The sequence below is a fragment of the Cupriavidus malaysiensis genome, assembly GCF_001854325.1.
GTDB lineage: Bacteria > Pseudomonadota > Gammaproteobacteria > Burkholderiales > Burkholderiaceae > Cupriavidus > Cupriavidus malaysiensis.
In genome coordinates this window covers 2,156,473-2,181,596 of the sequence record NZ_CP017754.1, presented here as the reverse complement: position 1 = coordinate 2,181,596, position 25,124 = coordinate 2,156,473, and the positions used below count along the sequence as shown (strand labels likewise).

Here is a 25,124-nt window from a genome sequence, read left to right as displayed (position 1 = left end):
CACGCTCAACGCCAGTCGCCGCGCAGGTCGAGCACCACCTGGCGCAAGCCTTCCGGCGTCACCGCCTCCGGCGCGATCGGCTCGCCCACCACCAGCTCCAGCCGGCTCAGGATGCCGCGCCGGAACGGCCGCGACATGGCCGCCCCGCCCTTGCGCGAGAAGAAGCTGCCCCACAGGCCGCGCAGCGCCATCGGCACCACCGGCACCGGCGTGCGGCCGATGATCTGCATCACGCCCTGCTTGAAGGGATTGAGCTCGCCGTCCGCCGTGATCTTGCCTTCCGGGAAGATGCAGACGAGATCGCCCTCGGCCAGGGCCGCCGCAATGCGGTCGTAGGCGCGCGCCAGCAGCGTGCCGTCCTCGTGCGCGGGCGCGATGGCGATCGCCCCCGCCTGCCGGAAGAACCACGACAGGAGCGGCACCTTGAAGATGCGGTGATCCATCACGAAGCGCACCGGGCGGGGGCTCGCCGCCATCAGCACCACCGCATCGGCGAAGCTCACGTGGTTGCACACCAGCACCGCCGCGCCCGCCTCCGGAATGCGCTCGGCATGGATGCGGCGCAGCCGGTAGACCGTATGCACCAGGATCCAGGCGATGAAGCGCAGCAGGAACTCCGGCACCAGCGAATAAACGTAGAGCGCCACCACCACATTGAGCAGGCCCACCACCAGGAACAGGTGCGGAATGGTGTAGCCGGCCTGCGTCATCGCCACGCCCAGCAGCGAGGCAGCGATCATGAACAGGCTGTTGAGGATGTTGTTGGCGGCGATGATGCGGGCGCGGTGCGTGGGCGCGCTGCGGCTCTGGATCAGGGCGTAGAGCGGCACGCTGTAGAAGCCGCCGAACATGGCCAGCAGGAACAGGTCCGCCAGCACGCGCCAGTGGCGCGGATCGGCCAGGAAGTCGCCGACCCCCGACAGCGCTGCATGGTGCTCGCCATGGCTGGCGAAATACAGCTCGATGGCGAACACGCTCATGCCGATCGAGCCGAACGGCACCAGCCCGATTTCCACGTGGCGCCCCGAGAGGCGCTCGCACAGCAGCGAGCCGATGCCGATGCCGAGCGAAAAGACCGCCAGCAGCATCGTCACCACGTTCTGGTCGCCGCCGAGCACCTCCTTGGCGAAGCCGAAGAAGGAAGTCAGCATGGTGGCACCGAGGAACCACAGCCAGGAAATGCCCAGCAGGCTGAGGAAGACGGTGCGGTTCTGGTGCGCCAGCTTCAGGTTGCGCCAGGTCTCGCTGAGCGGGTTCCAGTTGATGCGCAGGTCCGGCTGCGGCGCCGGCGAAACCGGCACGCCGCGCGACACCAGCCGGCCCGCCAGCGCCAGCGCGAGGCAGAGCGCGCCCACGTAGAGCGGCCCGATCACGTCCCCGCCGCGGCTCAGGCCGGCCAGCTCGCCGCCCACCAGGGTGCCGATCAGGATGGCCACGAAAGTGCCCATCTCGACCATGCCGTTGCCGCCCACCAGCTCGGTCTCGTCGAGGTGCTGCGGCAGGTAGGCGAACTTGACCGGCCCGAACAGCGTGGAATGCAGCCCCATCAGGAAGGTGCAGGCGTACAGCACCGGTGCGCTGTGCCAGACGAAGCCGGCCAGCCCCAATGCCATGATGACGATCTCCAGCGACTTGACCAGGCGGATCAGGCGCGACTTCTCCATCTTGTCGGCGATCTGGCCGCTGGTGGCCGAGAACAGCACGAAGGGCGCGATGAAGATGGCCGAGATCAGGAACGCGGCGCTGTGCGGGTCGACGCCCTCGAACAGCGTGGCATGGTAGGTGACCAGCGATGTGAAGGCCACCTTGAAGACATTGTCGTTCATCGCCCCCAGGAACTGCGTCCAGAAGAAGGGAGCAAAACGGCGCGTGGACAGCAGTTGGAACTGGCTCTTGGAGTGGCTCTTGGAGTGGCTCTTGGGATCGCTCATGGGGACGCAGGAATTGGCCCGTCCGGGCAGGACGCCGGCCGTCGCCGGCAGCGGCCGCCGCGGGCGCCGCGCCATCGGCGCACCCGCGGGCGCGCCGATGGCGCCCGCCTGCGACGCCGGGGACTCAGTCGGCCCGCTCCTCGGGCCAGTCGCGGATGTAGGCCTTGAGCATACGGTTCTCGAAGCTCTGCTCCTCGACCACCGCCTTGGCCACGTCGTAGAAGGAAATCACGCCCATCAGGGTGCGGTTGTCCATCACCGGCAGGTAGCGCGCATGGCGCGCCAGCATCATGCGGCGCACCTCGTCGACGTCGGTCTCCATGGTGCAGGTCAGCGGGGCGTCGTCCATCACCTTGCGGATGCTGACGGTGCCCACGGCGCCATTGTTCGCCGCCAGGGTCTGGATGATCTCGCGGAACGTGAGCATGCCGACCAGATCGCCGTACTCCATCACCACCAGGGAGCCGATATCGTGCTCCGACATGGTGTGCACGGCCTGCATCAGGGACGTGTCCGGCGTCACGGTGAAGAGCGTGTTGCCCTTGATCTGCAGGATGTCGCTGACTTTCATGATGGTCTCCGCTGGGTCTGGCCGGATGCCCGCGCTGCAGGCGCTGGGGCTCGGGATAGCCGGTGTTGGGTAGGAATAATGTTTGTTGGAAGGGTATGTCGGCCCGGCGCCGCGAGCACTGCACAACCTCATGCGCCCGATCCTAGCCGAAACGGGCCGCCGAAGTAAAGCACAGGCGCCTTTCCGGGCGCCCGGAGAGGCGCCTGCGGGGGGTGCCGGCGGCGCGCGCGCGATGCTACGATGCACGCCGGAATCCACTTCAGCCTGCCTCATCATGTCCGGAACCCGCTTCGACACCTTGGCGCTGCATGCCGGCGCCGCGCCCGATCCCGCCACCGGGGCGCGCGCCACCCCGATCCACCTGAGCACGTCCTTCGTGTTCCGCGACAGCGAGCACGCGGCCTCGCTGTTCAATATGGAACGGGCCGGCCACGTCTATTCGCGCATCTCCAACCCCACCGTGGCGGTATTCGAGGAGCGCGTGGCGGCACTGGAGAACGGCGTCGGCGCGATCGGCGTGGCTTCCGGCCAGGCCGCGCTGCACCTGGCGGTCGCCACCCTGATGGGAGCGGGCTCCCATATCGTCGCCTCCAGCGCGCTGTACGGCGGCTCGCACAACCTGCTGCACTACACGCTGCGCCGCTTCGGCATCGAGACCACCTTCGTCAAGGCGCGCGACATCGACGCCTGGCGCGCGGCCATCCGCCCGGAGACCCGCCTGCTGTTCGGCGAGACGCTCGGCAACCCCGGCCTGGACGTGCTCGACATCCCGACGCTGGCCCAGCTCGGCCAGGAGCACAAGATCCCGCTGCTGGTCGACTCGACCTTCACCACCCCCTACCTGCTCAAGCCCTTCGACCATGGCGCCGGCCTGCTCTACCATTCGGCCACCAAGTTCCTGGGTGGCCACGGCACCACCATCGGCGGCGTGCTGGTGGAGGGCGGCACCTTCGACTTCCAGGCCTCGGGGCGTTTCCCCGAGCTGTCGGAGCCCTACGAGGGCTTCCACAACATGGTGTTCACCGAGGAAAGCACGGTGGCGCCCTTCCTGCTGCGCGCGCGCCGCGAGGGCCTGCGCGACTTCGGCGCCTGCATGAACCCGATGGCGGCATGGCAGCTGCTGCAGGGCATCGAGACGCTGCCGCTGCGCATGCAGCGGCATATCGACAATGCGCGCCGCGTGGTGCAGTTCCTGGTGTCGCACCCGATGGTCGAGTCGGTGGCCTATCCCGAGCTGGAATCCCACCCCGACTACGAACTGGCCAAACGCCTGCTGCCGCGCGGCTGCGGCGCGGTGTTCAGCTTCAACCTGAAGGGCAACCGCGTGGCGGGCCAGCGCTTCATCGAGAGCCTGACGCTGTTCTCCCACCTGGCCAACGTGGGCGACGCCCGCTCGCTGGTGATCCACCCGGCCTCGACCACCCACTTCCGCATGGACGCGGCGGCGCTGCAATCGGCCGGCATCGGCGAAGGCACCATCCGCCTGTCGGTGGGCCTGGAAGACCCGGACGACCTGATCGACGACCTCAAGCGCGGCCTCAAGGCCGCCGAGAAATCCATGAGCGGCAAGTGAGGACAGCCTGATGGAACTGACCGTTTCCGGCCGCAAGGCCTACGCCTACACCGGCGGCAAACCCTTCGACCCCACCCTGCCCTGTGCCATCTTCGTGCACGGCGCGCAGAACGACCACAGCGTCTGGGCCCTGCAATCGCGCTGGTTCGCCCACCACGGCTTCTCGGTGCTCGCCGTCGACCTGCCCGGCCACAACCGCAGCGAAGGCGAACCGCTCGCCACCGTCGAGGCCATGGCCGACTGGGTCATGGACCTGGCCCGCGCCGCCGGCGTGCAGGGCCCTGTACTCGTGTTCGGGCACAGCATGGGCTCGCTGATCGCGCTGGAATGCGCGGCGCGCCACCCCGACTCGGTACGCGGGGCCGCGCTGCTGGCGACCGCCTATCCGATGAAGGTCTCCGACGCGCTGCTGCAGGCCGCGCTGGAGCGTGAGGACCAGGCCATCGCCATGGTCAACAACTGGTCGCTGTCCAGCCTGGCCAACAAGCCCTCCTCGCCCGGCCCGGGCTCGTGGATGCACGGCGGCAACCAGCGCCTGATGGAGCGGGTGGCCCAGCGCAATCCTGGCGCCCACGTCTTCCACACCGACTTCTCGGCCTGCAACGCCTATGCCCACGGCGACGAAGCGGCGGCGGCGGTGCGTTGCCCGGTGCTGTTCGTGTGCGGCAGCAAGGACCTGATGACCTCGCCCAGGGCAGCCCAGGCGCTGGCGGCCAGGATGACCGCCGCCAGCGTGGTCACGGTGCCGTGCGGCCACGCGCTGATGGGCGAGAAGCCCGACGAAGTGCTGGACGCGCTGGCCGCGTTCGCGCGCCGCGCGATGGCGGCCGGCTGAAGCCCGCCCCCTGCCCGGCGCGGGCCGCCCGGTCCGCGCCGCAGCATGCCCGGCGCGCGGCGGCGCGCTACACTGTTTTCCGGATGTATTCCAACGAAAACAGGAGACCGCCATGCGCCCGGCATCCACGCGCGAATTCGACAGCTTCGCCGCCTTCTACCCCTTCTACCTGAACGAGCACCGCAACCGCACCTGCCGCCGCCTGCATTTCGCCGGCTCCACGGTGGCGCTGCTGTGCCTGGCCGCGCTGGTCGCCAGCGGCAATGCCTGGTGGCTCGCTGGCGCCGTGGTGTCCGGCTATGCCTTCGCCTGGGTCGGGCACTTCGCCTTCGAGAAGAACCGCCCGGCCACCTTCCGCCACCCGCTCTACAGCCTGATGGGCGATTGGGTGATGTACGCCGACATCCTGCGCGGCCGCCTCCCCTTCTGAGCGCGCGCGGCGGGCCGCCGCCCGCGGCACGGACTCAGACCTGGCCGTGCCAGCCCGGCGGCACCACCTCCAAGGTGCGGCGGCGCCCCTTGCCCTGGTCTTCGCTGCCGCCATCCCCGCCGCCGGCCGGATATTCCGCCTGGCGGAAGACCGATTCCAGCGAGCGGTCGAGCTGCGGATTGTCGAGCATGGCCTTCAACTCATCGCCGCCCTGCAGCTGCTGCGCCAGCGCGGTGCGCGCCAGGCGCGGCAGGTTGAGCACCAGTCGGCTGTGCAGCGTGCGCAGCGCCACCTGGCTCGGATCGCACAGCAAGGCCCAGTGCGCCTGCCCTCTTTCCTGCTGCAGCCGGCCCACCAGGTGCATGGCCTTGAGCTTGCCCAGCAGTGCCGCCAGGTAGTCGGCCTCCACCCGCAGCTTGCGGCCCAGGTCGAGTTCGCCCACGCTGCGCGGCACCTCGTCGCGCGCCTTGTACAACAGGTAGAGCACGCCGAGCGCGTCGAAGAACTCGCTGCCGGCGAAGCTGCGCCGGCGCCAGTGGCCCTGGCGGATCACCGGCAGGTTGGCGGCGATGGTGGCGCCCAGCAAGGTCACCAGCCAGCTCAGGTAGATCCACAGCAGGAAGATCGGCAGCGCGGCGAAGGTGCCGTAGACCACCGTATAGGTCGGGATATGGGTGATGAAGTAGCCGAAGCCGCGCTTGGCCAGTTCGAAGGCCAGCGCCGCCACCAGCCCGGCGACGATGGCGTCGCGCCAGTCCACGTAGGCATTGGGCACCGTGGTGTAGAGGAAGGCGAAGGCCAGCGCCGACAGCAGCACCGGCACCATGCTGACCAGCAGGCCGACGCCGAACGGCATGGTGCCGACGTAGCCGGCCGAGACCGAGATCAGGTAGGAACTGATCGACAGGCTGGCGCCGATCAGCACCGGCCCGAAGGTCAGCGTCGCCCAGTACACCAGCACGCGCTGCGCCAGCGGGCGCGGCCGGCGCACGCGCCAGATGGCGTTGAGCGCGTTCTCCACCGTCAGCATGGTCAGCACAGCGGTCACCATCAGGCCGCCCAGGCCCATCGCGGTCAGCCCGCGCGCGCTGCGGGAGAACTGCCCCAGGTAGCTCGAGATCGAATTGCTGACATTGCCCGGAATCAGGTTCTGGAACAGGAAGGCCTCGATCTGCGCGCGGAAGTCGCGGAACACGGGAAAGGCGGCCAGCAGGGCGAAGGCCACGGTCAGCACCGGCACCACCGACAGGAAGGTGGTGAAGGTGAGGCTCGAGGCAACCTGCGGCAGCTTGTCTTCGCCGGCGCGGCGCAGCACATAGCGCAGCAGCGCGCGCAGCTTCTGCAGGTTCCAGCCGCGGCGCAGGCGGTTCAGGCGGACGGAGGACATTGGGGGCACGGCTCCAGCTTCGATGACGATGGCCCGGCGCAGCCGGAGCTGGCGCCGGGGCCACATCTATAATAACCGCTATTGCCGGCCCGCCCGCAGCGGACCGGCCTGCTGCGTGCCCGGCACCAGCCCGGCCAGAGCCGGCCCAGGCGCGACCCAGGCGCGACCCAAGCACGACCAGAGCCCGACACCATCTGCCCGCTCCGCTCCCCGATGACCGAAATCCTTGTCCTGTACTACAGCCGCCACGGCAGCACGCGCCGGCTGGCCGAACTGATCGCCAGCGGCATCGACAGCGTGCCCGGCGCCCATGCGCGGCTGCGCACCGTGCCGCCGGTCTCCACCGTCAGCGAAGCCACTGCCCCCGACATCCCCGGCAACGGCCCGCCCTACGCCGAGCTGCGTGACCTGGAGGAATGCGCCGGCCTGGCGCTCGGCAGCCCCACCCGCTTCGGCAATATGGCCGCGCCGATGAAGTACTTCCTCGATGGCACCGTGGCGCAATGGCTGTCCGGCGCCCTGGCCGGCAAGCCGGCCTGCGTCTTCACCTCGACCGGCAGCCTGCATGGCGGACAGGAAAGCACGCTGCTGTCCATGATGCTGCCGCTGCTGCACCACGGCATGCTGCTGCTCGGCCTGCCCTATTCCGAGAGCGCGCTGATGACCACGCGCTCCGGCGGCACGCCCTATGGCGCCAGCCACTACGCCCACGTCGACAACAGCGGCCCGGTCACCGAGGACGAAAGCGCGCTGGCGCGCGCGCTCGGGCGCCGCCTGGCGCAGACGGCGCTGCGGCTCGACGCGGGAGTGCGCTGATGGCGGCCGCCCCCTTCACCGACGACACCCGCCTGCACAATCCGGCACTGCACGCCCTGTCGGCGGGCAGCCTCGTTGCCCTGCTGCTGCTGTGCGTCGGCTGGGAATGGCTGCTGGCGCCGCTGCGCCCGGGCGGCTCATGGCTGGTCCTGAAGTGCCTGCCACTGCTGCTGCCGCTGCGCGGGGTGCTGCGCCGCGACCGCTACACCATGCAGTGGTCGTCGATGCTGATCCTGCTCTACTTCACCGAAGGCATCGTGCGCGCCACCAGCGACCGCCAGCCGTCCGCCACCTACGCCTGGATCGAGGTGGCCCTGGTCCTGCTGTGCTTCGTCAGCACCATCCTCTACCTGCGCCCGTTCAAGCAACGTGCCCGCGCCAGCGCGCGCGGCCGCTGACTCCCGGCCCATCCCCGACCCTGCAGACACCATGTCCACCGCCTTCCGCCCCGACTCCTTCCTCGACCTGTGCCGCGCCGCCATCGGGCCGCAGCACGTGCTGACCACTGCCGACGACCTGGCGCCCTACCTGACCGACTGGCGCCGGCGCTACACCGGCGAGGCGCTCGCCGTGCTGCGCCCGGGCAGCGCCGAGGAAGTGGCCACGGTGGTGCATGCCTGCCACGCGCACCGCGTGGCCATGGTGCCCCAGGGCGGCAACACCGGCCTGTGCGGCGGTGCCACCCCGGCCGCGGCCGGCGAACGGCCGGTGGTGGTGATCTCGCTGCAGCGGCTCAAGCGCGTGCGCCAGGTCGATCCGCTCAACAACACCATCACGGTCGAGGCCGGCGTGGTGCTGCAGCACCTGCAGGAAGTGGCGCGCGAGCACGGCCGCCTGTTCCCGCTGAGCCTGGCGGCGGAAGGCAGCTGCACCATCGGCGGCAACCTCGGCACCAATGCCGGCGGCACCGCGGTGCTGCGCTACGGCAACACGCGCGAACTGTGCCTGGGGCTGGAAGTGGTGACCCCGTCCGGCGAACTGTGGGACGGCCTGCGCGGCCTGCGCAAGGACAATACCGGCTACGACCTGCGTGACCTCTTCATCGGCGCCGAAGGCACGCTGGGCATCATCACCGCCGCCGTGATGAAGCTCTATCCGCTGCCGCGCGCGCGCGTCACCGCGCTGGCGGCAGTGGACAGCCCGCGCGCGGCGCTGGCGCTGCTGGCCATCGCCCAGGCCCATGCCGGCGCCATGCTGACCGGGTTCGAGCTGATGTCGGCGCTGTGCATGACGCTGGTGACGCGCCACTTCCCGCAGCTGCGCTATCCCTTCGTGCAGCCCTATCCCCAGCTGGTGCTGCTGGAGCTCTCCGACAGCGAAAGCGAGGACCATGCGCGCCAGATCTTCGAGACCATGATGCAGGCCGCGCTGGAGGCCGGCGTGGTCCAGGACGCCGCCGTGGCCGAATCGGTGCAGCAGTCGCGCGACTTCTGGAACCTGCGCGAGCACATTCCGCTGGCCCAGGTGGAGGAAGGCAAGAACATCAAGCACGACATCGCCGTGCCGATCTCGCGCATCGCCGACTTCATCGAGGCCACCGACGCGCTGCTGCAGCAGGCCTTCCCGGGCGCGCGCATGGTCACGTTCGGCCATCTCGGCGACGGCAACCTGCACTACAACGTCTCGCCACCCGCAGGCACCGACCACGACGCCTTCCTCGCCAACCAGGCAGCGGTCAACCAGATCGTGCACGACAGCGTGCATGCGCACCGCGGCTCGATCTCGGCGGAGCACGGGCTGGGCCAGCTCAAGCGCGAGGAAAACCAGCGCTACAAGAGCGAGGTCGAGCTGGCCATGATGCGCGCCATCAAGCAGGCGCTGGATCCGCTCGGGCTGATGAACCCGGGCAAGGTGCTGTAGGCGCGGCACGGCTCCCTCGCTGGCCCCCCCCCCAGGCGGGAACGCGCGTCCCACCCGGGGCCGCACACGCCCTCGAGGCGCCGGCATGCACGCCGGACCATGCCGGACATGCCGATTATCCCAGCGCGACCCAGCGCCGGTTGGGAATATTCTATTTTCGGAAGTTTATTTTCCTAATTTTCATTAAAAATAAATCAAGCCATTGATTTATAAGAAAAATATTAATCTCCCACGAAAAACAGACCAGCAACACCAGGCAGCGCAGGAATTGAGCGGATATTTTTGACCTTCGATAATCCTCGGTCCACAAGGAGTGCTTGTGAAAACACAGGAACGGAGGAAAAAACCATGAAGCTCAGACTGATCGCCGCGTCGGCCGCCCTGCTGGCCTCGGGCACGCTGCATGCCCAATCGAGCGTGACGCTCTACGGCGTCGCCGACGTCGGCATCGAAGCCCTCAACCGTGCGTCGCAGGGGCATGCTCCCGGCGCCGACGGTCGCACCGTGCGCATGTCGTCGGGCAACCTGTCCGGCTCGCGCTGGGGCCTGCGCGGCGTCGAGGACCTGGGCCAGGGCCTGAAGGCGGTCTTCACGCTGGAGAGCGGCTTCCACCTCGATACCGGCAGCACCAGCGGTGGCTCGCGCCTGTTCGACCGCCAGGCCCTGGTCGGCCTGCAGGGCGAGTTCGGCAGCCTGACGCTGGGACGCCAGCAGACGCCGGTCTACGATTTCGGCATCACCTACGACCCGATGGCGCTGTCGGCGCGCTATTCCATGCTGTCGCAGGATCGCGGCATGGCCGGCCGCGCCAATAACGCCATCAAGTACACCGGCAGCTTCGGCGGCCTGACGGCATCGGCCCTGTATAGCTTCGGCTACGGCGACGAGGGCGAGCGCCCGGGCGACTCGCGCCTGGGCCGTGAGTATGCCTTCGGCCTCGGCTACGCCGACGGGCCGTTCAGCGTCGGCGCCATCTACGACCAGCGCTTGCCGTCCACCGATAAATCGCTCGGCCGCGACGTCAAGGTACAGCGCGCCGCAATCGCCGGCAGCTACGCCATCGGCCCGGTCAAGGCTTTCGCAGGCTACCGCTGGGCCATGCTGCAGGCCGGGACACCCCACTCGCGCGCCAACTTGTGGTGGGCGGGCCTGGGCCTGCAAGCCACGCCGGCGCTGTCGCTGAAGGGCGCGGCCTACTACCAGGACTTCCGCGACACGCGCGCCGACCCCTGGCTCTTCGTCGCCTCGGCGGACTATGCGCTGTCCAAGCGCACCGATGCCTACGTGAACGTCGCGCTCGCCTGGAACCGCGCCGACGCCGGCCAGGGCGTCGCCTCCAACCTCGGTGTCAACGGCGGCGACAGCCTGTATGGCGCGCCGGCCCCCTTCATCGACGGCACGGCCAAGCGCAACCAGGTCGGCGCGGTAGTCGGCATCCGCCACAAGTTCTGAGCACGGCGATACCCGGGCGGCACCCACGGCGCCGCCCGGCCTCAGGCCTGGTCTGCTTCGGCCCGGTGCTGCGCCTGCAGCTTCACGTAGTTGCCCGCGGTATAGCTGAAGAAGCTGCGCTCCTTGTCGGTCAGCGCGCGTACCTGGCGGGCGGGACTGCCGACGTAGAGATGTCCGCTCGCCAGCACCTTGCCGGGCGGCACCACGCTGCCGGCGCCGAGGATGACCTCGTCCTCGATCACGGCGCCGTCCATCACGATGGAACCCATGCCCACCAGGATGCGGCTGCCGATGGTGCAGCCATGCAGCAGTACCTTGTGGCCCACGGTCACCTCGTCGCCGATGGTGAGCGGAAAGCCGTCCGCGTTGAACGGGCCGGCGTGGGTGATATGCAGGACGCTGCCATCCTGGATGCTGGTACGTGCGCCGATGCGGATGCGGTGCATGTCGCCGCGGATCGTCACCAGCGGCCACACGGAACTGTCGCTGCCGATCTCGACGTCGCCGATCACGACGGCGCTGGCGTCGACGAACACACGGTCGCCGAGTTGCGGGGTCTTGCCTTGGAAGCTGCGGAGGGTCACGTTCGATGCCTGGGTTGAAGCCGGGCGCGCAGTGGCCGGTGGCCGGATGCCGCCGCGGCCGGGATTGGCGCCGGACCCAGGATTCTAGTCCACGGCGCATTCGAAAGGCACCCCCGATCGGACCGCGCCTCCGGGCCGTCCGTATGCGTCGTTGCAAAGGCCCGCCATGGCCGTGCCATGGCTGTGCGTTGCACCTGGCCTGCGACCTGGAGGCGGCGCCGCTCCGGTGCGCCTTCTCTGACGCAATGGACCAGCCGCCCGGGCAGGCACCTATTGCCTGAACGAGCGAAAGCGCCTAGTGTCCGAGGCTGGCCTGCGCGTGCAGCTGGCTGCAGGCCACGTTGTTCGTGCGCCGTTGTTCGTGCGCCGTTGTTCGCCCGCCGTTCTCCGCGGCCGTTCTTCGCTTGTCAGACGCAGCAACTGGACCAAGAAGCCACCTGTGAACCTGCGAACCGTCCTCTCGGCCTGCGCGGCCTGCGCCGTGCTGCTGCTCGTCGCGCTGGCGGCCGCCATCGCCTTCGGCGGCCCCACGCGGCCGCAGCCGATGCTGAGCATCAGCAACCCTTTCCGCAATGTCGATTACAGCGCGCTGCCGCCGCTGTCGCACTATGCGGCGCGCGACGGCACGCAACTGGCCTACCGCCGCTATGCGCCGGCGGGCGGCGCTGCCGCGCGCGGCAGCGTGGTGCTGGTGCACGGCTCATCGGCCAACAGCCAGAGCGTGCATCCGCTGGCGCAAAGCCTCGCCGGAGCGGGCTTCGCCGTCTACGCACTGGATATCCGCGGCCACGGCGACTCGGGCCCGCACGGTGACATCGCCTACATCGGCCAGCTCGACGACGACCTGCAGGACTTCACGGGCAGCGTGCGCCCGCCGCGCCCGAGCACGCTGGCGGGCTTCTCCTCGGGCGGCGGCTTTGCCATCCGCGTGGCCGGCGGAGCGCGCCAGGCGCTGTTCGACAATTACCTGTTCCTGGCCCCCTACACCAGCCGCCGCGCCGCCAGCTTCCGGCCCAATGCCGGCGGCTGGGTGGCGGTCGGCGTGCCGCGCGTGGTCGCGCTGACCCTGCTCAACCGCATCGGCGTCACGCGCTACAACCACTTGCCGGTGGTGGCCTTCGCCGTCGGCAATGCATCCGCTGCCGGGCTGGTCGGCACCTATTCCTATGCCCTGGTGACGAATTTCCAGCCCGACGAAGCCTACCAGGACGATATCCGCGCCATCCGCGAACCGGCCGCGGTGCTGGCCGGCGTGGACGACGAGGTCTTCCTGGCCGCCCGCTTCGCCCAGGTCTTCGCCGAAGCCGGACGGCCCGACATCCCCGTCACGCTGGTGCCAGGCAGCGGGCACATCGGCCTGACGCTGGATGCGCAAGCGCGCGCGGCCGTCGTCGCCGCGGTGGCAAAGCTCGACGCCGCGACCAGGCCGATGCCTGCCAGCGCCAGCCAGGCCCCCGCCCCCATCGGCGAGCGCGCCTACTAGCACCGGCGCCGCCGCGCTCACGGCGCTCACGGCGCTCACGGCCCAGCGCGTGCAGGCAGGCCACCGGAACGCGCCCCCGGCGGGGCGCGCGGCACCGGTCAGCGCCTGGCCAGGCGGCTGCGCACCTCGGGTGCGGCCAGCTTGCACAGTCCGCCGGGAATCTCCTCCATCACCATGCCGCGCACCTGCTTGCCCAGGTGCACACGCAGGCGCCCCAGGAAACGCGGCGCGGCCGCCAGCCGCAGCTTGTCGAAGCGGCGGGCCATGCGCGCCTCGTCGAGGAAGCGCCCAAGCCAGCGCGCGAACAGTTCATGTTCCTTGGCCGCCGGATCGGTACGCGGCGACATCGAATGCGAGGGCTCCCCCTTGCCAGCGAAGCGCCCCTGCGCATCGGTCCGCAACTGGCTGTCGCGGGCCCTGCCGAGCGGATTCAGCAGATCCTGGATCTCCTCGAAATCGCGGGAACGGCCGTTGCTCTGGAACACCCGTGCCCGGCTGCCGTCCGCAACCACTGTCCAGATCGTCGTCATCGGTCTCTCCTTCACGTGGGCGTAGCCACTGCCACCAGCATAGGTGCTGCCGGCAGTCGGCGTGCCAGGCTTCGCCATCCGCGTAGACCGCGGCCGCGCCGGTGTGCCGGCCAGGCGGAGCGGCTAGCCGGCCAGCCGCTCCCTGGCCAGTTCCTGCGCTGCCTGCGCCGACGGCGCGATCGCCATCGGTACGCCGAAGGCCTTCACCGCCAGCGCTGCCTGTGCATTCAGGGCCACGCGCTTGAGCGCATCCGGCTCGACGGCGATCACCGCCTTGCAGAGGCGGGCAAGCGCCTCCTTGTTGCGCTTGAGCCAGAGCGCACGTACCTTGCGGTCCGCATGCTCCTCTTCGGCCTGGCGCTCCGGCATCAGGATCACGAAGGGAAACTGCTGCCGCAGCAGCTCGTCCATCTCCCGCTCCCACTGCGCGGCGTAGCCCGGGCGGACGGCCTCGCGCCGGGTCCAGACCAGCGGGAACGCGGCGATATCGTGAACGGTAAACGGTGTGGCGTGCTCGAATACCTGGGTCATGGCATTGCTCCTTCTGCTTCTTCAAGCCGCGTCCGCGGCATCCATGGCAGCGGCGAGGCGTGCCGCCGCCGCGGCCGAGGCCTCCAGCGCAGCCGCCGCGCGCTCGCGCATGCCCGCCTCGTACCGCCCCAGCGCCGCCGGCAGGGCTTGATAGCCACCTGCCACCGCAGCCAGGCATGCGGCGAGCTCCGCGGCATCCTGCAGCGCCGTATTGGCTCCGACTCCGCCAGCCGGCGACATCGCATGCGCCGCGTCACCGAGCAGGGTTGCCTCCCCGGCCGGCCAGAGGGCGGGCTGGCGCGCGCTGCGCACGGGCAGCATGGCGATACTGCGCGGGTCGGTCTGATCGAACACCGTCCGCAGCGCCGGATGCCAGTCGGCGACCAGTCCGGCCACCTGCGCGAAGCGCCGTGCCGGCGTCGCTTCGGCATCGGCCGGTCCGACGCGCGCCCGCGGGCCGATCACGGCCCAATAGAAGTAGTCCTCGACCGCGCCGAGCCGGCAACCCGGTGCCAGGCGCGCGGCCAGTTGCGGCAGCGGCTCGCGGAAACGCATGGGGTCGAGGATGGCGGCAAAGCCATCGGCGAAAATCACCGAGGTGCCCTGGCACAACGCCTCGCCGGCCGCGCCGGCATCGCGCCGCAGCGCTGGCATGGCGGCACTGCGGCCGTAGAAGCAGACGGCGCCGGTGTCCTCCGGCGCGGCCGCCGGCGCCAGTTGCGCGCGGACCGGGGAATGCACGCCATCCGCGCCGACCAGCACGCTGGTGGCCAGCGCCGTGCCATCGTCGAACGCCACCCGCAGGCCGCCTTGCCCCATCGGCGCGTGGCGCAGGTAGGACTTGCCGAAATGCACCCGGCTCTCGATGCCGCACAGCAGGATCTCGCGCAGCGTCTGCCGGTGCGCGCTGAGGTCGCCACCGGCAGGCGCGCCGGCCTCGTCCACCGTGCGCCGCCAGCCGGGCGCCGGCCTGCCACGCGTCGGCCTCAAGCCGGTGTCGAAGAAACTCCCCGCGCTGGCGGCGACGGCACAGCTGTGCCGGAACAGCACGTCCAGGCCGGGCGGCAGGCACGCCGACAGCGCGCGCTGCCCGTCGGCATCGATGCGGATACGGTAGCCCTGGGCGCGGCTGTCCGGCCGCGCATCGCGCTCGAAGACGTCGAAGGCGATGCCCGCGCGCTGCAGGCCCTGGGCCAGGCACAGGCCGCCGAGGCCCGCGCCGATGATGGAAACGTGTAGACCCTTCATCGTGGATTCTTCCTGTGACCGGCGGCGGCCCATGCCGCAGCGCCGTGCCGACAAAGGTAGCCCGGCCGCGCCTTTCCGCGATAACGATATTCGGACGATAATTAATGCAATTCGGCCAACCCGGGGAAAGCCTCGCGCGGCGGCCTATCCCCACCCTGCAGGAGATGCCACGGGAAATGCCACGCACGACAGGCCGCAAAGGACAGGACCAGGCATCCGTCCAGGCATCCGACGACACCAATGCCAAGGCGCACGGCGCTCCGGACAAGCGGCGCGGCGGTGACCACGGGAAGCCTCGCCAGCCGCTCCGGGCCACGCTCCTGGCCACGCCGGCGGAGAGCGAGACCGTCCTCGCCCTGCGCGACCTGAGCGACCGCGCCGACGGCCCCGCGCTGGTCGCCTTCTGGGGCTCGGAAGCCGCGCAGAGCGAGTTCCGCCTCGGCACGCGCGAATACGGCTGGCACCGGCACCTGCGCGGCCAGTTCTTCTGCATCGAGAACGGGCTGGTGCACGTGCGCACCCGGCACGGCTCCTGGATCCTGCCGCCGCACCGTGCCGGCTGGCTGCCGCCCGGCATCGAGCACAAGGTCAGCATCAGCGGCGCGCTGAGCGGCTGGGGCGTGATGCTGACGCCGGCCGCCAGCGGCGGACTGCCGCCGGAGCCCCGCGTGCTCGGCGTCAGCGAGCTGTTGCGCGCGCTGGTGCGCCGGGCCACCTCGTGGTCGCAGGCGGAGCACCTGCTGCCGGAACAGGAGCGGGTGGTGGCGGTGCTGCTCGACGAGATGCGCCTGGCGCCGCACGAACCGCTGCACCTGCCGATGCCGTCCGACCGCAGGCTGCTGCGCGTTGCCACGGCGCTGCTGGCGCAGCCGGCCGACGCGCGCACGCTGGCGTCGCTGGCCGGCGAGGCGGGGCTGTCCGAGCGCACGCTGCGGCGCCTGTTCCTGGCCGAGACCGGCATGAGCCTGCAGCAATGGCGCCAGCAGGCACGCCTGACCTTGGCGCTCGAACGCCTGGCGGGCGGCGATGCCGTCAACGACGTGGCCGAAGCGCTCGGCTACGCCACTCCGAGCAACTTCATCGCCATGTTCCGCAAGGCCTTCGGCGACTCTCCCGCGCGCTACTTCTCGCGCCGCCGGGAGCCGCTTTAGGCCCGCGCCCGGCAATCGCGGCTATCATGTCGCTCGCCGGCCGGCCCCGCGCAGTCGTGGCGCTGCGCCCGCCGGCTCCAACATGCCTCTCCCGGAGCGCGGCGCGGCATGCGCGCGCTGCGGGCGAGGCGAGCAACCCGCGGAACCGACCATGCAAACCGAAGCCCCATCCACCGCCCGCCCGGCCATGCGGCCGCTGACGCCCCTGGAGGCACGCGTGCTGGCCGTGCTGCTGGAGAAGCAGCACACCGTGCCAGACACCTATCCGCTGTCCCTGAACGCGCTCACCGCCGGCTGCAACCAGAAGACCGCGCGCGCGCCGGTCATGAATGTCAGCGAGACCGAGGTGCTGCAAGCCATCGAGGGCCTCAAGCAATTGAGCCTGGCCATGGAAGGCAGCAGCAGCCGCGTGACCCGCTTCGAACACAATATGGGCCGCGTGCTCGGTATTCCCAGCCAGTCGGCCGCCATCCTCGCGGTACTGATGCTGCGCGGCCCGCAGACGGCCGCCGAACTGCGCTTGAATACCGCCCGCCTGCATGGCTTCGCCGACACGTCCTCGGTCGAAGCCTTTCTCGACGAACTGGCCGACGGCGAACCGGCGCGCGTGGTCAAGCTGCCGCGCATGCCGGGGGAACGCGAACACCGCTGGACGCACCTGCTGTGCGGCGAGGTCGCCATCGACGCCATGGCGGCGGCGGACGCCGTCGGCCGCGGCGCGAACGACGATGCCCTCGCCGGCACCGCCGGCGGCGTCCCCATGGCCGAGTTCGCCGCGCTGCGCGCCGAACACGAGGCGCTGAGCGACAAGGTGGAACGCCTGCAGGCACTGATCGAGCGCATGGCTGGCGAGCTGGGCATCGCCGTCGACACCACCCAGCTGTGAGCCTGGCCGGCGGCCGGTTGCCGCGGCGCTCGGCCGCTCGGCTAGAATGAGCGCCGCTGCACCGCCGGCCCTGCCTGGCGCGCCCACCGCCCACCCCCGATGCTCGTCGCCCAACTCAAATCGTTCTTCATGGTCGCCCGCCTCGGCAGCATCACGCTGGCGGCCAAGCAGCTCGGCCTGAGCCAGCCGACCGTCACCTCGCAGGTCCGCGCGCTGGAAGAGGCCTACGGCGTCGAGCTGTTCCATCGCGGCGGGCGCCGCCTGGCCCTGTCGGATGCCGGCGTGCGCCTGATGCCCCTGGTCGACGAACTGGTGCGCCAGGAGACCGAGATCGACTTCATGCTGCGCAATTCCGGCGACCTCGGCTCGGGCCACCTGCGCATCGGCGCCACCGCGCCCTACTACGTGCTCGACATCGTCGACCGCTTCTGCCGCAGCCACCCGGGCATCGAGGTCAGCATCGAGACCGGCAATTCGGTGCAGATGCTCGAGGCGCTGCAGGAGTACCGCGTCGACGTGGCCCTGTCGTCGCACCGTGCCGACGACGCGCGCTTCCTGCGCCTCGAACTGGCGCGCGACCCGCTGGTGCTGGTGGTACACCGCCGCCACCCCCTGGCCGGCCGCGCCAGCCTGCCGCTGCAGGCGCTGGCGGACTGCCGCCTGCTGGTCCGCGAAGCGGGCTCGATCACCCGCGCGATGACCGAGACCATGCTCGCGCAGGCCGGCGTCAGCGCCCGCGCCACGCTCGAGATCGGCAGCCGCGAGGCCATCCGCGAAGCCATCCTGCGCGACCTCGGCGTCAGCGTGATCGCCCGCCACGAGGTACCGGACCATCCCGAGCTGCGCGTGATCCCCTTCGCCGGCGCCACGCCCGAACTCAGCGAATACCTCTATTGCCTGCAGGACCGGCGCGAGGCGCGCCTGATCGCCGCCTTCCTGGCCCTGGTGCGGACGTTCGCCCGATAGACCATCGGCTCGGCCGTCCGCCACCCGCCGGCGGGGCTTGCGCCACCCGTGCCCGCCACCCGCCGCGGTGGCCCATCGCAAAACCAGCAATGACCGCATCGGCGTTTTTGCGATAACTGCCACGGTGCCTACATGTCGGCTGGCTACAGTGCAAGGCGTCAACCACCACGCTTGCGCCGATGTCCCAGCCCCCCAACGCCCCCCAAGCCGGCACCGCCAGCCCCGCCTTCCTGTCCGTGCGCGGCATCTCGCGCCGCTTCGGCGCCTTCACCGCGCTCGACGGGGTTTCGCTGGACGTGGCGCAAGGTGAATTCGTCTGCCTGCTCGGCCCTTCGGGCTGCGGCAAGACGACCCTGCTGCGCATCGTGGCCGGCCTGGAGGACTGCGACGGCGGGCAGATCCTGGCCGGCGGCCGCGACATCACGCAAGCGCCGCCGCGCGAGCGCGACTACGGCATCGTGTTCCAGTCCTACGCCCTCTTTCCCAACCTGACGGTGGCGCAGAACGTCGCCTATGGACTGGATTCGCGCAACACCGACCGTGCCCGGCTGCGCGCGCGCGTCGCCGAGATGCTGGCCCTGGTCGGCCTGGCGGGCAGCGAAGAGAAGTACCCCGCGCAACTGTCCGGCGGCCAGCAGCAGCGCGTGGCGCTGGCCCGCGCGCTGGCCCCGGCGCCGTCCCTGCTGCTGCTCGATGAGCCGATGTCGGCGCTCGACGCGCAGGTACGCGAGCACCTGCGCGTGGAACTGCGGCGGCTGCAGCGCAAGCTGAACGTCACCACGGTGATGGTCACGCATGACCAGGACGAGGCCATGGCCATGGCCGATCGCATCGCGGTGATGTCGAATGGCCGCATCGAGCAGACCGGCGCGCCGCAGGACATCTACGCCGCCCCGGCCACCGCCTTCGTCGCGGGCTTCGTCGGCCAGGCCAACTGGCTGCCGCTGGAGCATGCCGGCGACGGTTCGCTGCGCCTGGCCGGCCAGCCGCTGCAACTGTGCCCCGCCCAGGCCGCGCCGCGCGGCCGCGCGCGCCTGTTCTGCCGCCCCGAAGCCGTCACCCTGAATGCCCCCGAAGGCATGCCCAACCGGCACCTGGCGCGCATCACCGACCAGCTCTACCTGGGCAGCCGCAGCCGCGTCACGCTGGCGCTGGATGGCCTCGAAGACACCCCGGTGGTTGCCGAAGTCCCTTCGGCAGCGCTGCCGGCCGGCGGCGGCAAGCTCTGGATCGCGCTGCAGCGCGACGGCCTGCGCGTCTATGCGTGAGGCGGCCATGTCGACGATCCCGCGTGAACTGAGGGCCGCCACGCCGGCTGCCGCCGCTCCCGCCACCCGCCGCGGCCGCGCGCCCGGCGAAGGCGCCGTGCTGGGCAGCATGAAGCTGGCCTGGCTGGCGCTGCTGCTGCTCGGCCTGCTGCTGCCGCTGGCCGCGATGCTGCTGCAGGCCACCGGCCTGGTGACCACCGCGCGTGGCGGCGAACACGGGCTGGCGCTGGTGGCGCACGTGCTCGGCGACGCCAATTTCCTGCCGATGGTGGGGCGCAGCCTGGCCGTGGCCGCCACCGTGGCGGCCATCGTGGTACCGCTGGCCTTCGCCTTCGCCTATGCGATGCAGCGCACGCGCCTGCCGCTGCGCGGCGTGCTGCGCGCGCTGGCCATGCTGCCGCTGTTCGCACCCTCGCTGCTGCCGGGCATCGCGCTGGTCTACCTGTTCGGCAACCAGGGCCTGTTCAAGGACTGGGTGGGCGGCAGCATCTACGGCTTCTGGGGCATCGTCGCCGGCGAGGCGTTCTACACCTTCCCCTATGCCCTGATGCCGTTGCTGGCCACCCTGGCGCTGGCCGACGGCCGTCTCTACGACGCCGCCCGCGCCATGGGCGCCGGGCCGTGGCGCACTTTCCGCACGGTCACGCTGCCCGGCGCACGCTATGGCCTGTTCGGCGCCTTCGCCCTGGTCTTCACGCTGGTCGCCACCGACTTCGGCGTGCCCACCGTGGTGGGCGGCAGCTACCAGGTGCTGGCGGTGGAAGCCTACAAGGCCGTGGTCGGCCAGCAGCAGTTCGCGCGCGGCGCGGTGATCGGCCTGCTGCTGCTGCTGCCCGCCGTGCTCGCCTTCGGACTGGAGCGGCTGGTACAGCGGCGCCAGCATGCGCAGATGGCCAGCCGCGCCCAGCCCTATGCGCCACGCGCCAACCGCCTGCGCGACGCCGCCTTCCTGCTGCTGGCGCTGCTGGTGGCCGGCTGGATCCTGCTGATCCTGGCCACCGCCGTGGGCGCCTCGCTGGTCAAGCTGTGGCCCTACAACCTGGAGCTGACGCTGCGCAACTATGATTTCGACAATATGGACGGAGGCGGCTGGCTGGCCTACCGCAACAGCCTGAAGCTGGCCACGCTGACCGCTGTGTTCGGCACCGCGCTGATCTTCACCGGCGCCTGGCTGCTGGAAAAGACCCGCGCCGGCCGCCTGGCGGCCTGGACGCACCCCTTGATCCGCCTGTGCATCCTGCTGCCGATGGCGGTGCCCGGGCTGGTGCTCGGCCTCGGCTACGTGTTCTTCTTCAACCACCCGGCCAACCCGCTGCATGGTCTGTACGGTGGCATGGCGCTGCTGGTGCTCTGCACCATCATGCACTGCGCCACCACCGCGCACCTGACCTCGGTCTCGGCGCTGGGCCAGCTCGACCCGGTCTTCGAAGCCGTATCGGCCTCGCTCAAGGTCGGCGCGCTGCGCACTTTCTGGCGCGTCACCCTGCCGATCTGCCTGCCGACGGTGCTGGCCAACGCCCGCTACCTGTTCGTCTCGGCCATGACGACGGTGTCGGCGGTGATCTTCCTGTACAGCCCGGACACCGTGCTGGCCTCGGTGGCCGTGCTCAATATGGACGACGCCGGCGATATCGGCCCGGCCGCCGCCATGTCCACGCTGATCCTGCTGACCTCGATCGCCGCCACGCTGCTGCTGTCGCTGCTGACGCACCGCCTGGTGCGGCGCACGCAGGCCTGGCGCAGCGCGCCGCGCGACTGAGGCAGTGAACCCACCGCGGGCTGCCGGGGCACCTCCATGCCCGTGCGGCGGCCGCCGGGCAAGACAGGAGCGCGCCGCAACCCGGCCTCCGCCACAAGACGATAGCCACACCACCACGACTGACCGTCCGCCAGGACACTGCCTGAGACAACGCACCGACCATGGAACAAGCAAGCACCCCGATCGCGCGCCGCGAAGCCGCACCCGCCACGGCCCTGCGCCTGGAAGCCGCCATCCTCGACTGGGCCGGCACCGTGATCGATTTCGGCTCCTTCGCGCCGACGCAGATCTTCGTCGAAGCCTTTGCCGAGTTCGGCGTGGCCATCACTCTCGAAGAGGCACGCGGCCCGATGGGCATGGGCAAGTGGGACCACATCCGCGCCCTGTGCAACGATGCCGCCATCGCCGCGCGCTTCGCCCTGGCACAGGGGCATGCCCCGACCAATGACGACGTCACCGCCATCTACGAACGCTTCATGCCGCTGCAGATCGAGAAGGTCGGCGCGCATTCGGCACTGATTCCCGGCGCGCAGGAAACCATCGCCGCGCTGCGCGCGCAGGGCCTGAAGATCGGCACCTGCTCCGGCTACCCCGCCGCCGTGATGGCGCGCGTCGTCGAGTATGCCGCCGAGGCCGGCTACCGCCCCGACTGCGTGGTCGCCTCCGACGAGGTGCCGCGCGGCCGTCCCTGGCCCGCGCAGGCCTTGCGCAACGTGGTCGAGCTCGGCATCGGCGACGTCGCCGCCTGCGTCAAGGTCGACGACACCGTGCCGGGCATCGAAGAAGGCCGCCGTGCCGGCATGTGGACGGTGGCGCTGCTGATGTCGGGCAATGCGCTGGGGCTGACCTACGAACAGTACGCCGCGCTGCCCGTGACCGAGCGCGCCCGCCACCGCGTGGCCATCTCGGCCGGCTTCGCCGCCTGCCGCCCGCACTACGAGATCGACACCATCGCCGACCTGCCCGCCGTGGTGGCCGATATCAATGCGCGCCTGGCACGCGGCGAACGGCCGCAGTGCCAGTGAGGCGCCCGCCGCGCGCCTGCGCCGCACCTGCCGACCGTCTTGCCCATTCCATCCGTCTCATCCTTAGCCGTATCCGAACCAGGAGAAACTCCATGACCGCTCGCTTCGCCCTGCCGGCCGCCATCGCCGCGGCCGCCGCCACGCTGCTGGCCGGCCCCGCCCAGGCCGCCACCACGCTGACCGTCTACACCGCGCTGGAAGCCGACCAGGTGGCCGCCTACAAGGCCGCCTTCGAGAAGGCCAACCCCGATATCGAGATCAAGTGGGTGCGCGACTCCACCGGCATCGTCACCGCCAAGCTGCTGGCCGAGAAGAACAATCCGCACGCCGACGCCATCTGGGGCCTGGCCGCCTCGAGCCTGGCCATCCTCGACAAGGAAGGCATGCTGACGCCGTACGCGCCGGCCTCGCTGGCGCAGATCGACGCCCGCTACCGCAGCGGCGCCAACCCGCCGGCCTGGGTCGGCATGGACGTCTGGGGCGCGGCGATCTGCTTCAACACCGTGGAAGCGCAGAAGCAGAAGCTGCCCAGGCCGACCTCCTGGGCCGACCTGGCCAAGCCCGTCTATGCCGGCAAGATCGTCATGCCGAATCCGGCTTCGTCGGGCACCGGCTACCTCGACGTGAGCGCCTGGCTGCAGATGATGGGCGAGCAGAAGGGCTGGGCCTACATGGACGCCCTGCACCAGAACATCGGCCAGTACACCCACTCCGGCTCCAAGCCCTGCAAGATGGCCGCCACCGGCGAGTTCCCCATCGGCATCTCCTTCGAGTACCGCGCGGTGAAGACCAAGAAGGAAGGCGCGCCGATCGACATCGTGCTGCCGTCCGAAGGCCTGGGCTGGGACATCGAAGCCACCGCCATCGTCAAGGGCACCAAGAACCTCGACGCCGCCAGGAAGCTCGCCGACTTCTCCGCCAGCCCCGCCGCCATGGCCCTGTACGAGAAGAACTTCGCCGTGACCGCCATGCCCGGCGTCGCCAAGCCGGACGCGCTGCTGCCGGCCGACTATGAGAAGCGCCTGATCAAGAACGATTTCGCCTGGGCCAGCGCCAACCGCGACCGCGTGCTGGCCGAATGGTCCAAGCGCTACGATGGCAAGTCGGAGAAGAAGTAAATGATGGTGCCGTCCGATACCTCGCCGCGCCTCGATGGCGAGACCGATGTCGCCATCGTCGGTGCCGGCATCCTCGGACTGGCACACGCAGCCGCGGCGCTCCGCCGCGGCCTGCGCGTGACCGTGTTCGAACGCAGCGACATCGCGGTGGGCGCCTCCATCCGCAATTTCGGCCAGATGCTGGTGACCGGGCAGCCGCCCGGCATCATGCTGGACCTGGCGCGCGAGAGCCGCGCGCTCTATCTCGGCTGGGCCGAGCGCGCCGGCCTGTCGGTGCGCGCCAACGGCTGCCTGCTGTTCGCCCGCGATGCGCAGGAAGAGGCGGTGCTGGAGGAGTTCATGGACACCCGGGCCGCCGCCTTCGGCTATCGCGTGCGCCTGCTGCGCGGCGCCGCGCTGTCCGGGCTCTACGATGGCCGCTTCGCGCGCCATCATGCAGCCCTGCAAGGCACGGAAGACCTGCAGCTCTATTCGCGCGAGGCCGTGCCGGCGCTGGCCCGATGGCTGGCCGGCCAGGGCGTGCGCTTTCACTTCGGCACGCTGGTGCGCCACGTGGAGGATGGCCGTCTCGACACCACGGCCGGCCCCTGCCGCGCGCAGCACGTCATCGTCTGCAGCGGCCACGACTACCAGACCCTGTGCGCCGACCAGTTGCGCGCGCTGCAGCCGCAGGTATGCCGGCTGCAGATGCTGCGCGTGGCGCCGCTGGACGGCTTCGCGCTCGAGCACGTGGTACTGACCGGGCTGTCATGCACGCACTACGGCGCCTTCTCGGACCTCACCTCGGCACGCGCGCTGGCCACGCGCATCGCGCAGCAGCGGCCCGAGCTGGAGCGCCACGGCATCCACCTGCTGGTCAGCCCCACGCCCTACGGCGACTGGATCGTCGGCGATTCGCACGACTACGGGCAGGACGCGCGCCCATTCAACGCCGAGAGCGTCGATACCCTGATGCTCGACCTGGCGCGCGAGGCGCTGGGCTCCGGACTGCGCGTGATCGAGCGCTGGCAGGGCGTGTACGGCGCCAAGCGCCGCGTGCCCGAGGGCGGCGCCTTCTCGGTGACACGCGTCGACGCTCGCACCACCGCCGCACTGATGCACAGCGGCATCGGCATGAGCGTCGGCCCGGCGCTGGCGCGCCGCCACGTCGACGCTTTGCTCGACGGCAGCGCGCTGCCGGCCTGGACGCCGCCGGCCCGGCCCGGCTTGCACCAGGCAGCCACCGCGGCCTGAGCCGGCACGCCGCGGCGCCGGCGCGCCCCCGGGACCTCAGGCCTTGCGGTGCGCGTCGGCGTCGAGTTCGCGCTCGGCGGCCTCGCCCGAATGGCCCTTGTAGTAGAGGTGCACGCCGATCGCCAGCGAGTCGTGGCGGATTTCCTGGAAGGCCTTCCATGCCTTGACCGGGTCGCGGAACACCAGGTAATGGGCTTCCTGTTCGATCAGCGTGGCGACCTGGTGCAGGCCGTGCCCGTGCAGCACGTTCACCAGCGCATCGAGGCTGCGGTGCGTGCGCGCGTCGCTGCGCGGGTACAGCATGTGCAGGATCGCGACGCGCTGCGGCGCTACCAGCGCCGACAGCGCGACAACGATCTGCTGGTGGTTCAGGGCGCTGACGACCGTGTCGGCATCATGCTGGTGGCCGGGGAAAAGGGCTTCGATGGTGGTTACCATGGCTTCGCTTCCTGTTGCCTTCGATGGGCTTTATTGGCTTTGGGTGCGC

General features: G+C 70.3%; 24 protein-coding genes. 16 read left to right on the top strand and 8 right to left on the bottom strand.

Annotated features, from left to right (window positions below; genetic code table 11):
• Positions 1-5 precede the first annotated feature (5 nt).
• On the bottom strand, positions 6-1,931 hold the full coding sequence (locus BKK80_RS09675; protein ID WP_071016268.1) for an MFS transporter: 1,926 nt from the start codon (positions 1,929-1,931) through the stop codon (positions 6-8).
• Positions 1,932-2,055: 124 nt separating this feature from the next.
• On the bottom strand, positions 2,056-2,502 hold the full coding sequence (locus BKK80_RS09670; protein ID WP_071012340.1) for a CBS domain-containing protein: 447 nt from the start codon (positions 2,500-2,502) through the stop codon (positions 2,056-2,058).
• Between the two features lie 274 nt (positions 2,503-2,776).
• Between BKK80_RS09670 and BKK80_RS09665 the strand changes: the two genes are divergently transcribed.
• The 3 genes from BKK80_RS09665 (at position 2,777) to BKK80_RS09655 (ending at position 5,340) form a co-directional block, all read left to right on the top strand.
• Positions 2,777-4,075, top strand: coding sequence for an O-acetylhomoserine aminocarboxypropyltransferase (locus tag BKK80_RS09665; protein WP_071012339.1), 1,299 nt, complete (start codon positions 2,777-2,779; stop codon positions 4,073-4,075).
• A 10-nt stretch (positions 4,076-4,085) separates the two neighbouring features.
• A complete protein-coding gene (locus BKK80_RS09660; RefSeq protein WP_071012337.1) occupies positions 4,086-4,910 on the top strand; it encodes an alpha/beta fold hydrolase in 825 nt (274 codons plus the stop codon).
• A 112-nt stretch (positions 4,911-5,022) separates the two neighbouring features.
• Entirely contained in the window at positions 5,023-5,340 is a 318-nt protein-coding gene (locus tag BKK80_RS09655; protein ID WP_071012335.1) for an Mpo1-like protein, read from the top strand.
• A gap of 34 nt (positions 5,341-5,374) precedes the next feature.
• Here the strand turns inward: BKK80_RS09655 and BKK80_RS09650 are convergent, their stop codons facing one another.
• Positions 5,375-6,727, bottom strand: coding sequence for a YihY family inner membrane protein (locus BKK80_RS09650; RefSeq protein WP_071037121.1), 1,353 nt, complete (start codon positions 6,725-6,727; stop codon positions 5,375-5,377).
• 213 nt (positions 6,728-6,940) lie between these two features.
• Here BKK80_RS09650 and wrbA point away from each other — a divergent pair, with 213 nt between their 5' ends.
• The 4 genes from wrbA to BKK80_RS09630 all read left to right on the top strand — a co-directional run bounded on the left by wrbA (position 6,941) and on the right by BKK80_RS09630 (position 10,855).
• A complete protein-coding gene (gene wrbA, locus BKK80_RS09645) occupies positions 6,941-7,543 on the top strand; it encodes an NAD(P)H:quinone oxidoreductase (RefSeq protein ID WP_071012331.1) in 603 nt (200 codons plus the stop codon).
• Positions 7,543-7,941, top strand: coding sequence for a DUF2069 domain-containing protein (locus BKK80_RS09640; protein WP_071069223.1), 399 nt, complete (start codon positions 7,543-7,545; stop codon positions 7,939-7,941). Before wrbA ends, BKK80_RS09640 begins: the two co-directional genes overlap by 1 nt.
• Before the next feature lie 31 nt (positions 7,942-7,972).
• Positions 7,973-9,403, top strand: a complete 1,431-nt coding sequence (locus BKK80_RS09635) for an FAD-binding oxidoreductase (protein ID WP_071037123.1) — start codon at positions 7,973-7,975, stop codon at positions 9,401-9,403.
• A 348-nt stretch (positions 9,404-9,751) separates the two neighbouring features.
• Complete coding sequence (locus tag BKK80_RS09630; protein WP_071012327.1) at positions 9,752-10,855, top strand: porin; 1,104 nt, start codon at positions 9,752-9,754, stop codon at positions 10,853-10,855.
• A 41-nt stretch (positions 10,856-10,896) separates the two neighbouring features.
• On the opposite strand, the gene BKK80_RS09625 is transcribed toward BKK80_RS09630, so the two are convergent.
• Positions 10,897-11,439: a gamma carbonic anhydrase family protein gene (locus BKK80_RS09625; protein ID WP_071012325.1), complete on the bottom strand. Its 543-nt coding sequence runs from the start codon at positions 11,437-11,439 to the stop codon at positions 10,897-10,899.
• 439 nt (positions 11,440-11,878) lie between these two features.
• On the opposite strand from BKK80_RS09625, the gene BKK80_RS09620 reads away from it, so the two are divergent.
• Complete coding sequence (locus BKK80_RS09620) at positions 11,879-12,922, top strand: alpha/beta hydrolase (RefSeq protein ID WP_071069221.1); 1,044 nt, start codon at positions 11,879-11,881, stop codon at positions 12,920-12,922.
• A 98-nt stretch (positions 12,923-13,020) separates the two neighbouring features.
• On the opposite strand, the gene BKK80_RS09615 is transcribed toward BKK80_RS09620, so the two are convergent.
• From BKK80_RS09615 to BKK80_RS09605, 3 genes are all read right to left on the bottom strand, one after another.
• Positions 13,021-13,452: a host attachment protein gene (locus tag BKK80_RS09615; protein WP_071012322.1), complete on the bottom strand. Its 432-nt coding sequence runs from the start codon at positions 13,450-13,452 to the stop codon at positions 13,021-13,023.
• A gap of 123 nt (positions 13,453-13,575) precedes the next feature.
• Positions 13,576-13,983, bottom strand: coding sequence for a hypothetical protein (locus BKK80_RS09610; protein ID WP_071012320.1), 408 nt, complete (start codon positions 13,981-13,983; stop codon positions 13,576-13,578).
• A 21-nt stretch (positions 13,984-14,004) separates the two neighbouring features.
• A complete protein-coding gene (locus BKK80_RS09605) occupies positions 14,005-15,231 on the bottom strand; it encodes an FAD-dependent oxidoreductase (protein WP_071037125.1) in 1,227 nt (408 codons plus the stop codon).
• Positions 15,232-15,407: 176 nt separating this feature from the next.
• Between BKK80_RS09605 and BKK80_RS09600 the strand changes: the two genes are divergently transcribed.
• From BKK80_RS09600 to BKK80_RS09565, 8 genes are all read left to right on the top strand, one after another.
• Positions 15,408-16,382, top strand: a complete 975-nt coding sequence (locus tag BKK80_RS09600) for an AraC family transcriptional regulator (RefSeq protein WP_084545531.1) — start codon at positions 15,408-15,410, stop codon at positions 16,380-16,382.
• A gap of 151 nt (positions 16,383-16,533) precedes the next feature.
• Positions 16,534-17,268: a YceH family protein gene (locus BKK80_RS09595; RefSeq protein ID WP_071037127.1), complete on the top strand. Its 735-nt coding sequence runs from the start codon at positions 16,534-16,536 to the stop codon at positions 17,266-17,268.
• 99 nt (positions 17,269-17,367) lie between these two features.
• A complete protein-coding gene (locus tag BKK80_RS09590) occupies positions 17,368-18,234 on the top strand; it encodes a LysR family transcriptional regulator (protein ID WP_071012314.1) in 867 nt (288 codons plus the stop codon).
• Between the two features lie 179 nt (positions 18,235-18,413).
• Positions 18,414-19,502 (top strand): putative 2-aminoethylphosphonate ABC transporter ATP-binding protein, encoded by a 1,089-nt coding sequence (locus tag BKK80_RS09585; RefSeq protein WP_071069219.1) that lies wholly within the window; start codon positions 18,414-18,416, stop codon positions 19,500-19,502.
• 7 nt (positions 19,503-19,509) lie between these two features.
• On the top strand, positions 19,510-21,261 hold the full coding sequence (locus BKK80_RS09580; RefSeq protein ID WP_071016264.1) for a putative 2-aminoethylphosphonate ABC transporter permease subunit: 1,752 nt from the start codon (positions 19,510-19,512) through the stop codon (positions 21,259-21,261).
• 161 nt (positions 21,262-21,422) lie between these two features.
• Positions 21,423-22,286, top strand: coding sequence for a phosphonoacetaldehyde hydrolase (phnX, locus tag BKK80_RS09575; protein WP_071069216.1), 864 nt, complete (start codon positions 21,423-21,425; stop codon positions 22,284-22,286).
• 92 nt (positions 22,287-22,378) lie between these two features.
• Complete coding sequence (locus BKK80_RS09570; protein WP_071012309.1) at positions 22,379-23,404, top strand: putative 2-aminoethylphosphonate ABC transporter substrate-binding protein; 1,026 nt, start codon at positions 22,379-22,381, stop codon at positions 23,402-23,404.
• On the top strand, positions 23,405-24,637 hold the full coding sequence (locus tag BKK80_RS09565) for a TIGR03364 family FAD-dependent oxidoreductase (RefSeq protein WP_071012307.1): 1,233 nt from the start codon (positions 23,405-23,407) through the stop codon (positions 24,635-24,637). It abuts the gene before it with no gap.
• Positions 24,638-24,673: 36 nt separating this feature from the next.
• Here BKK80_RS09565 and BKK80_RS09560 read toward each other — a convergent pair whose 3' ends face one another.
• On the bottom strand, positions 24,674-25,075 hold the full coding sequence (locus tag BKK80_RS09560) for a hypothetical protein (protein ID WP_071069215.1): 402 nt from the start codon (positions 25,073-25,075) through the stop codon (positions 24,674-24,676).
• Positions 25,076-25,124 lie beyond the last annotated feature (49 nt).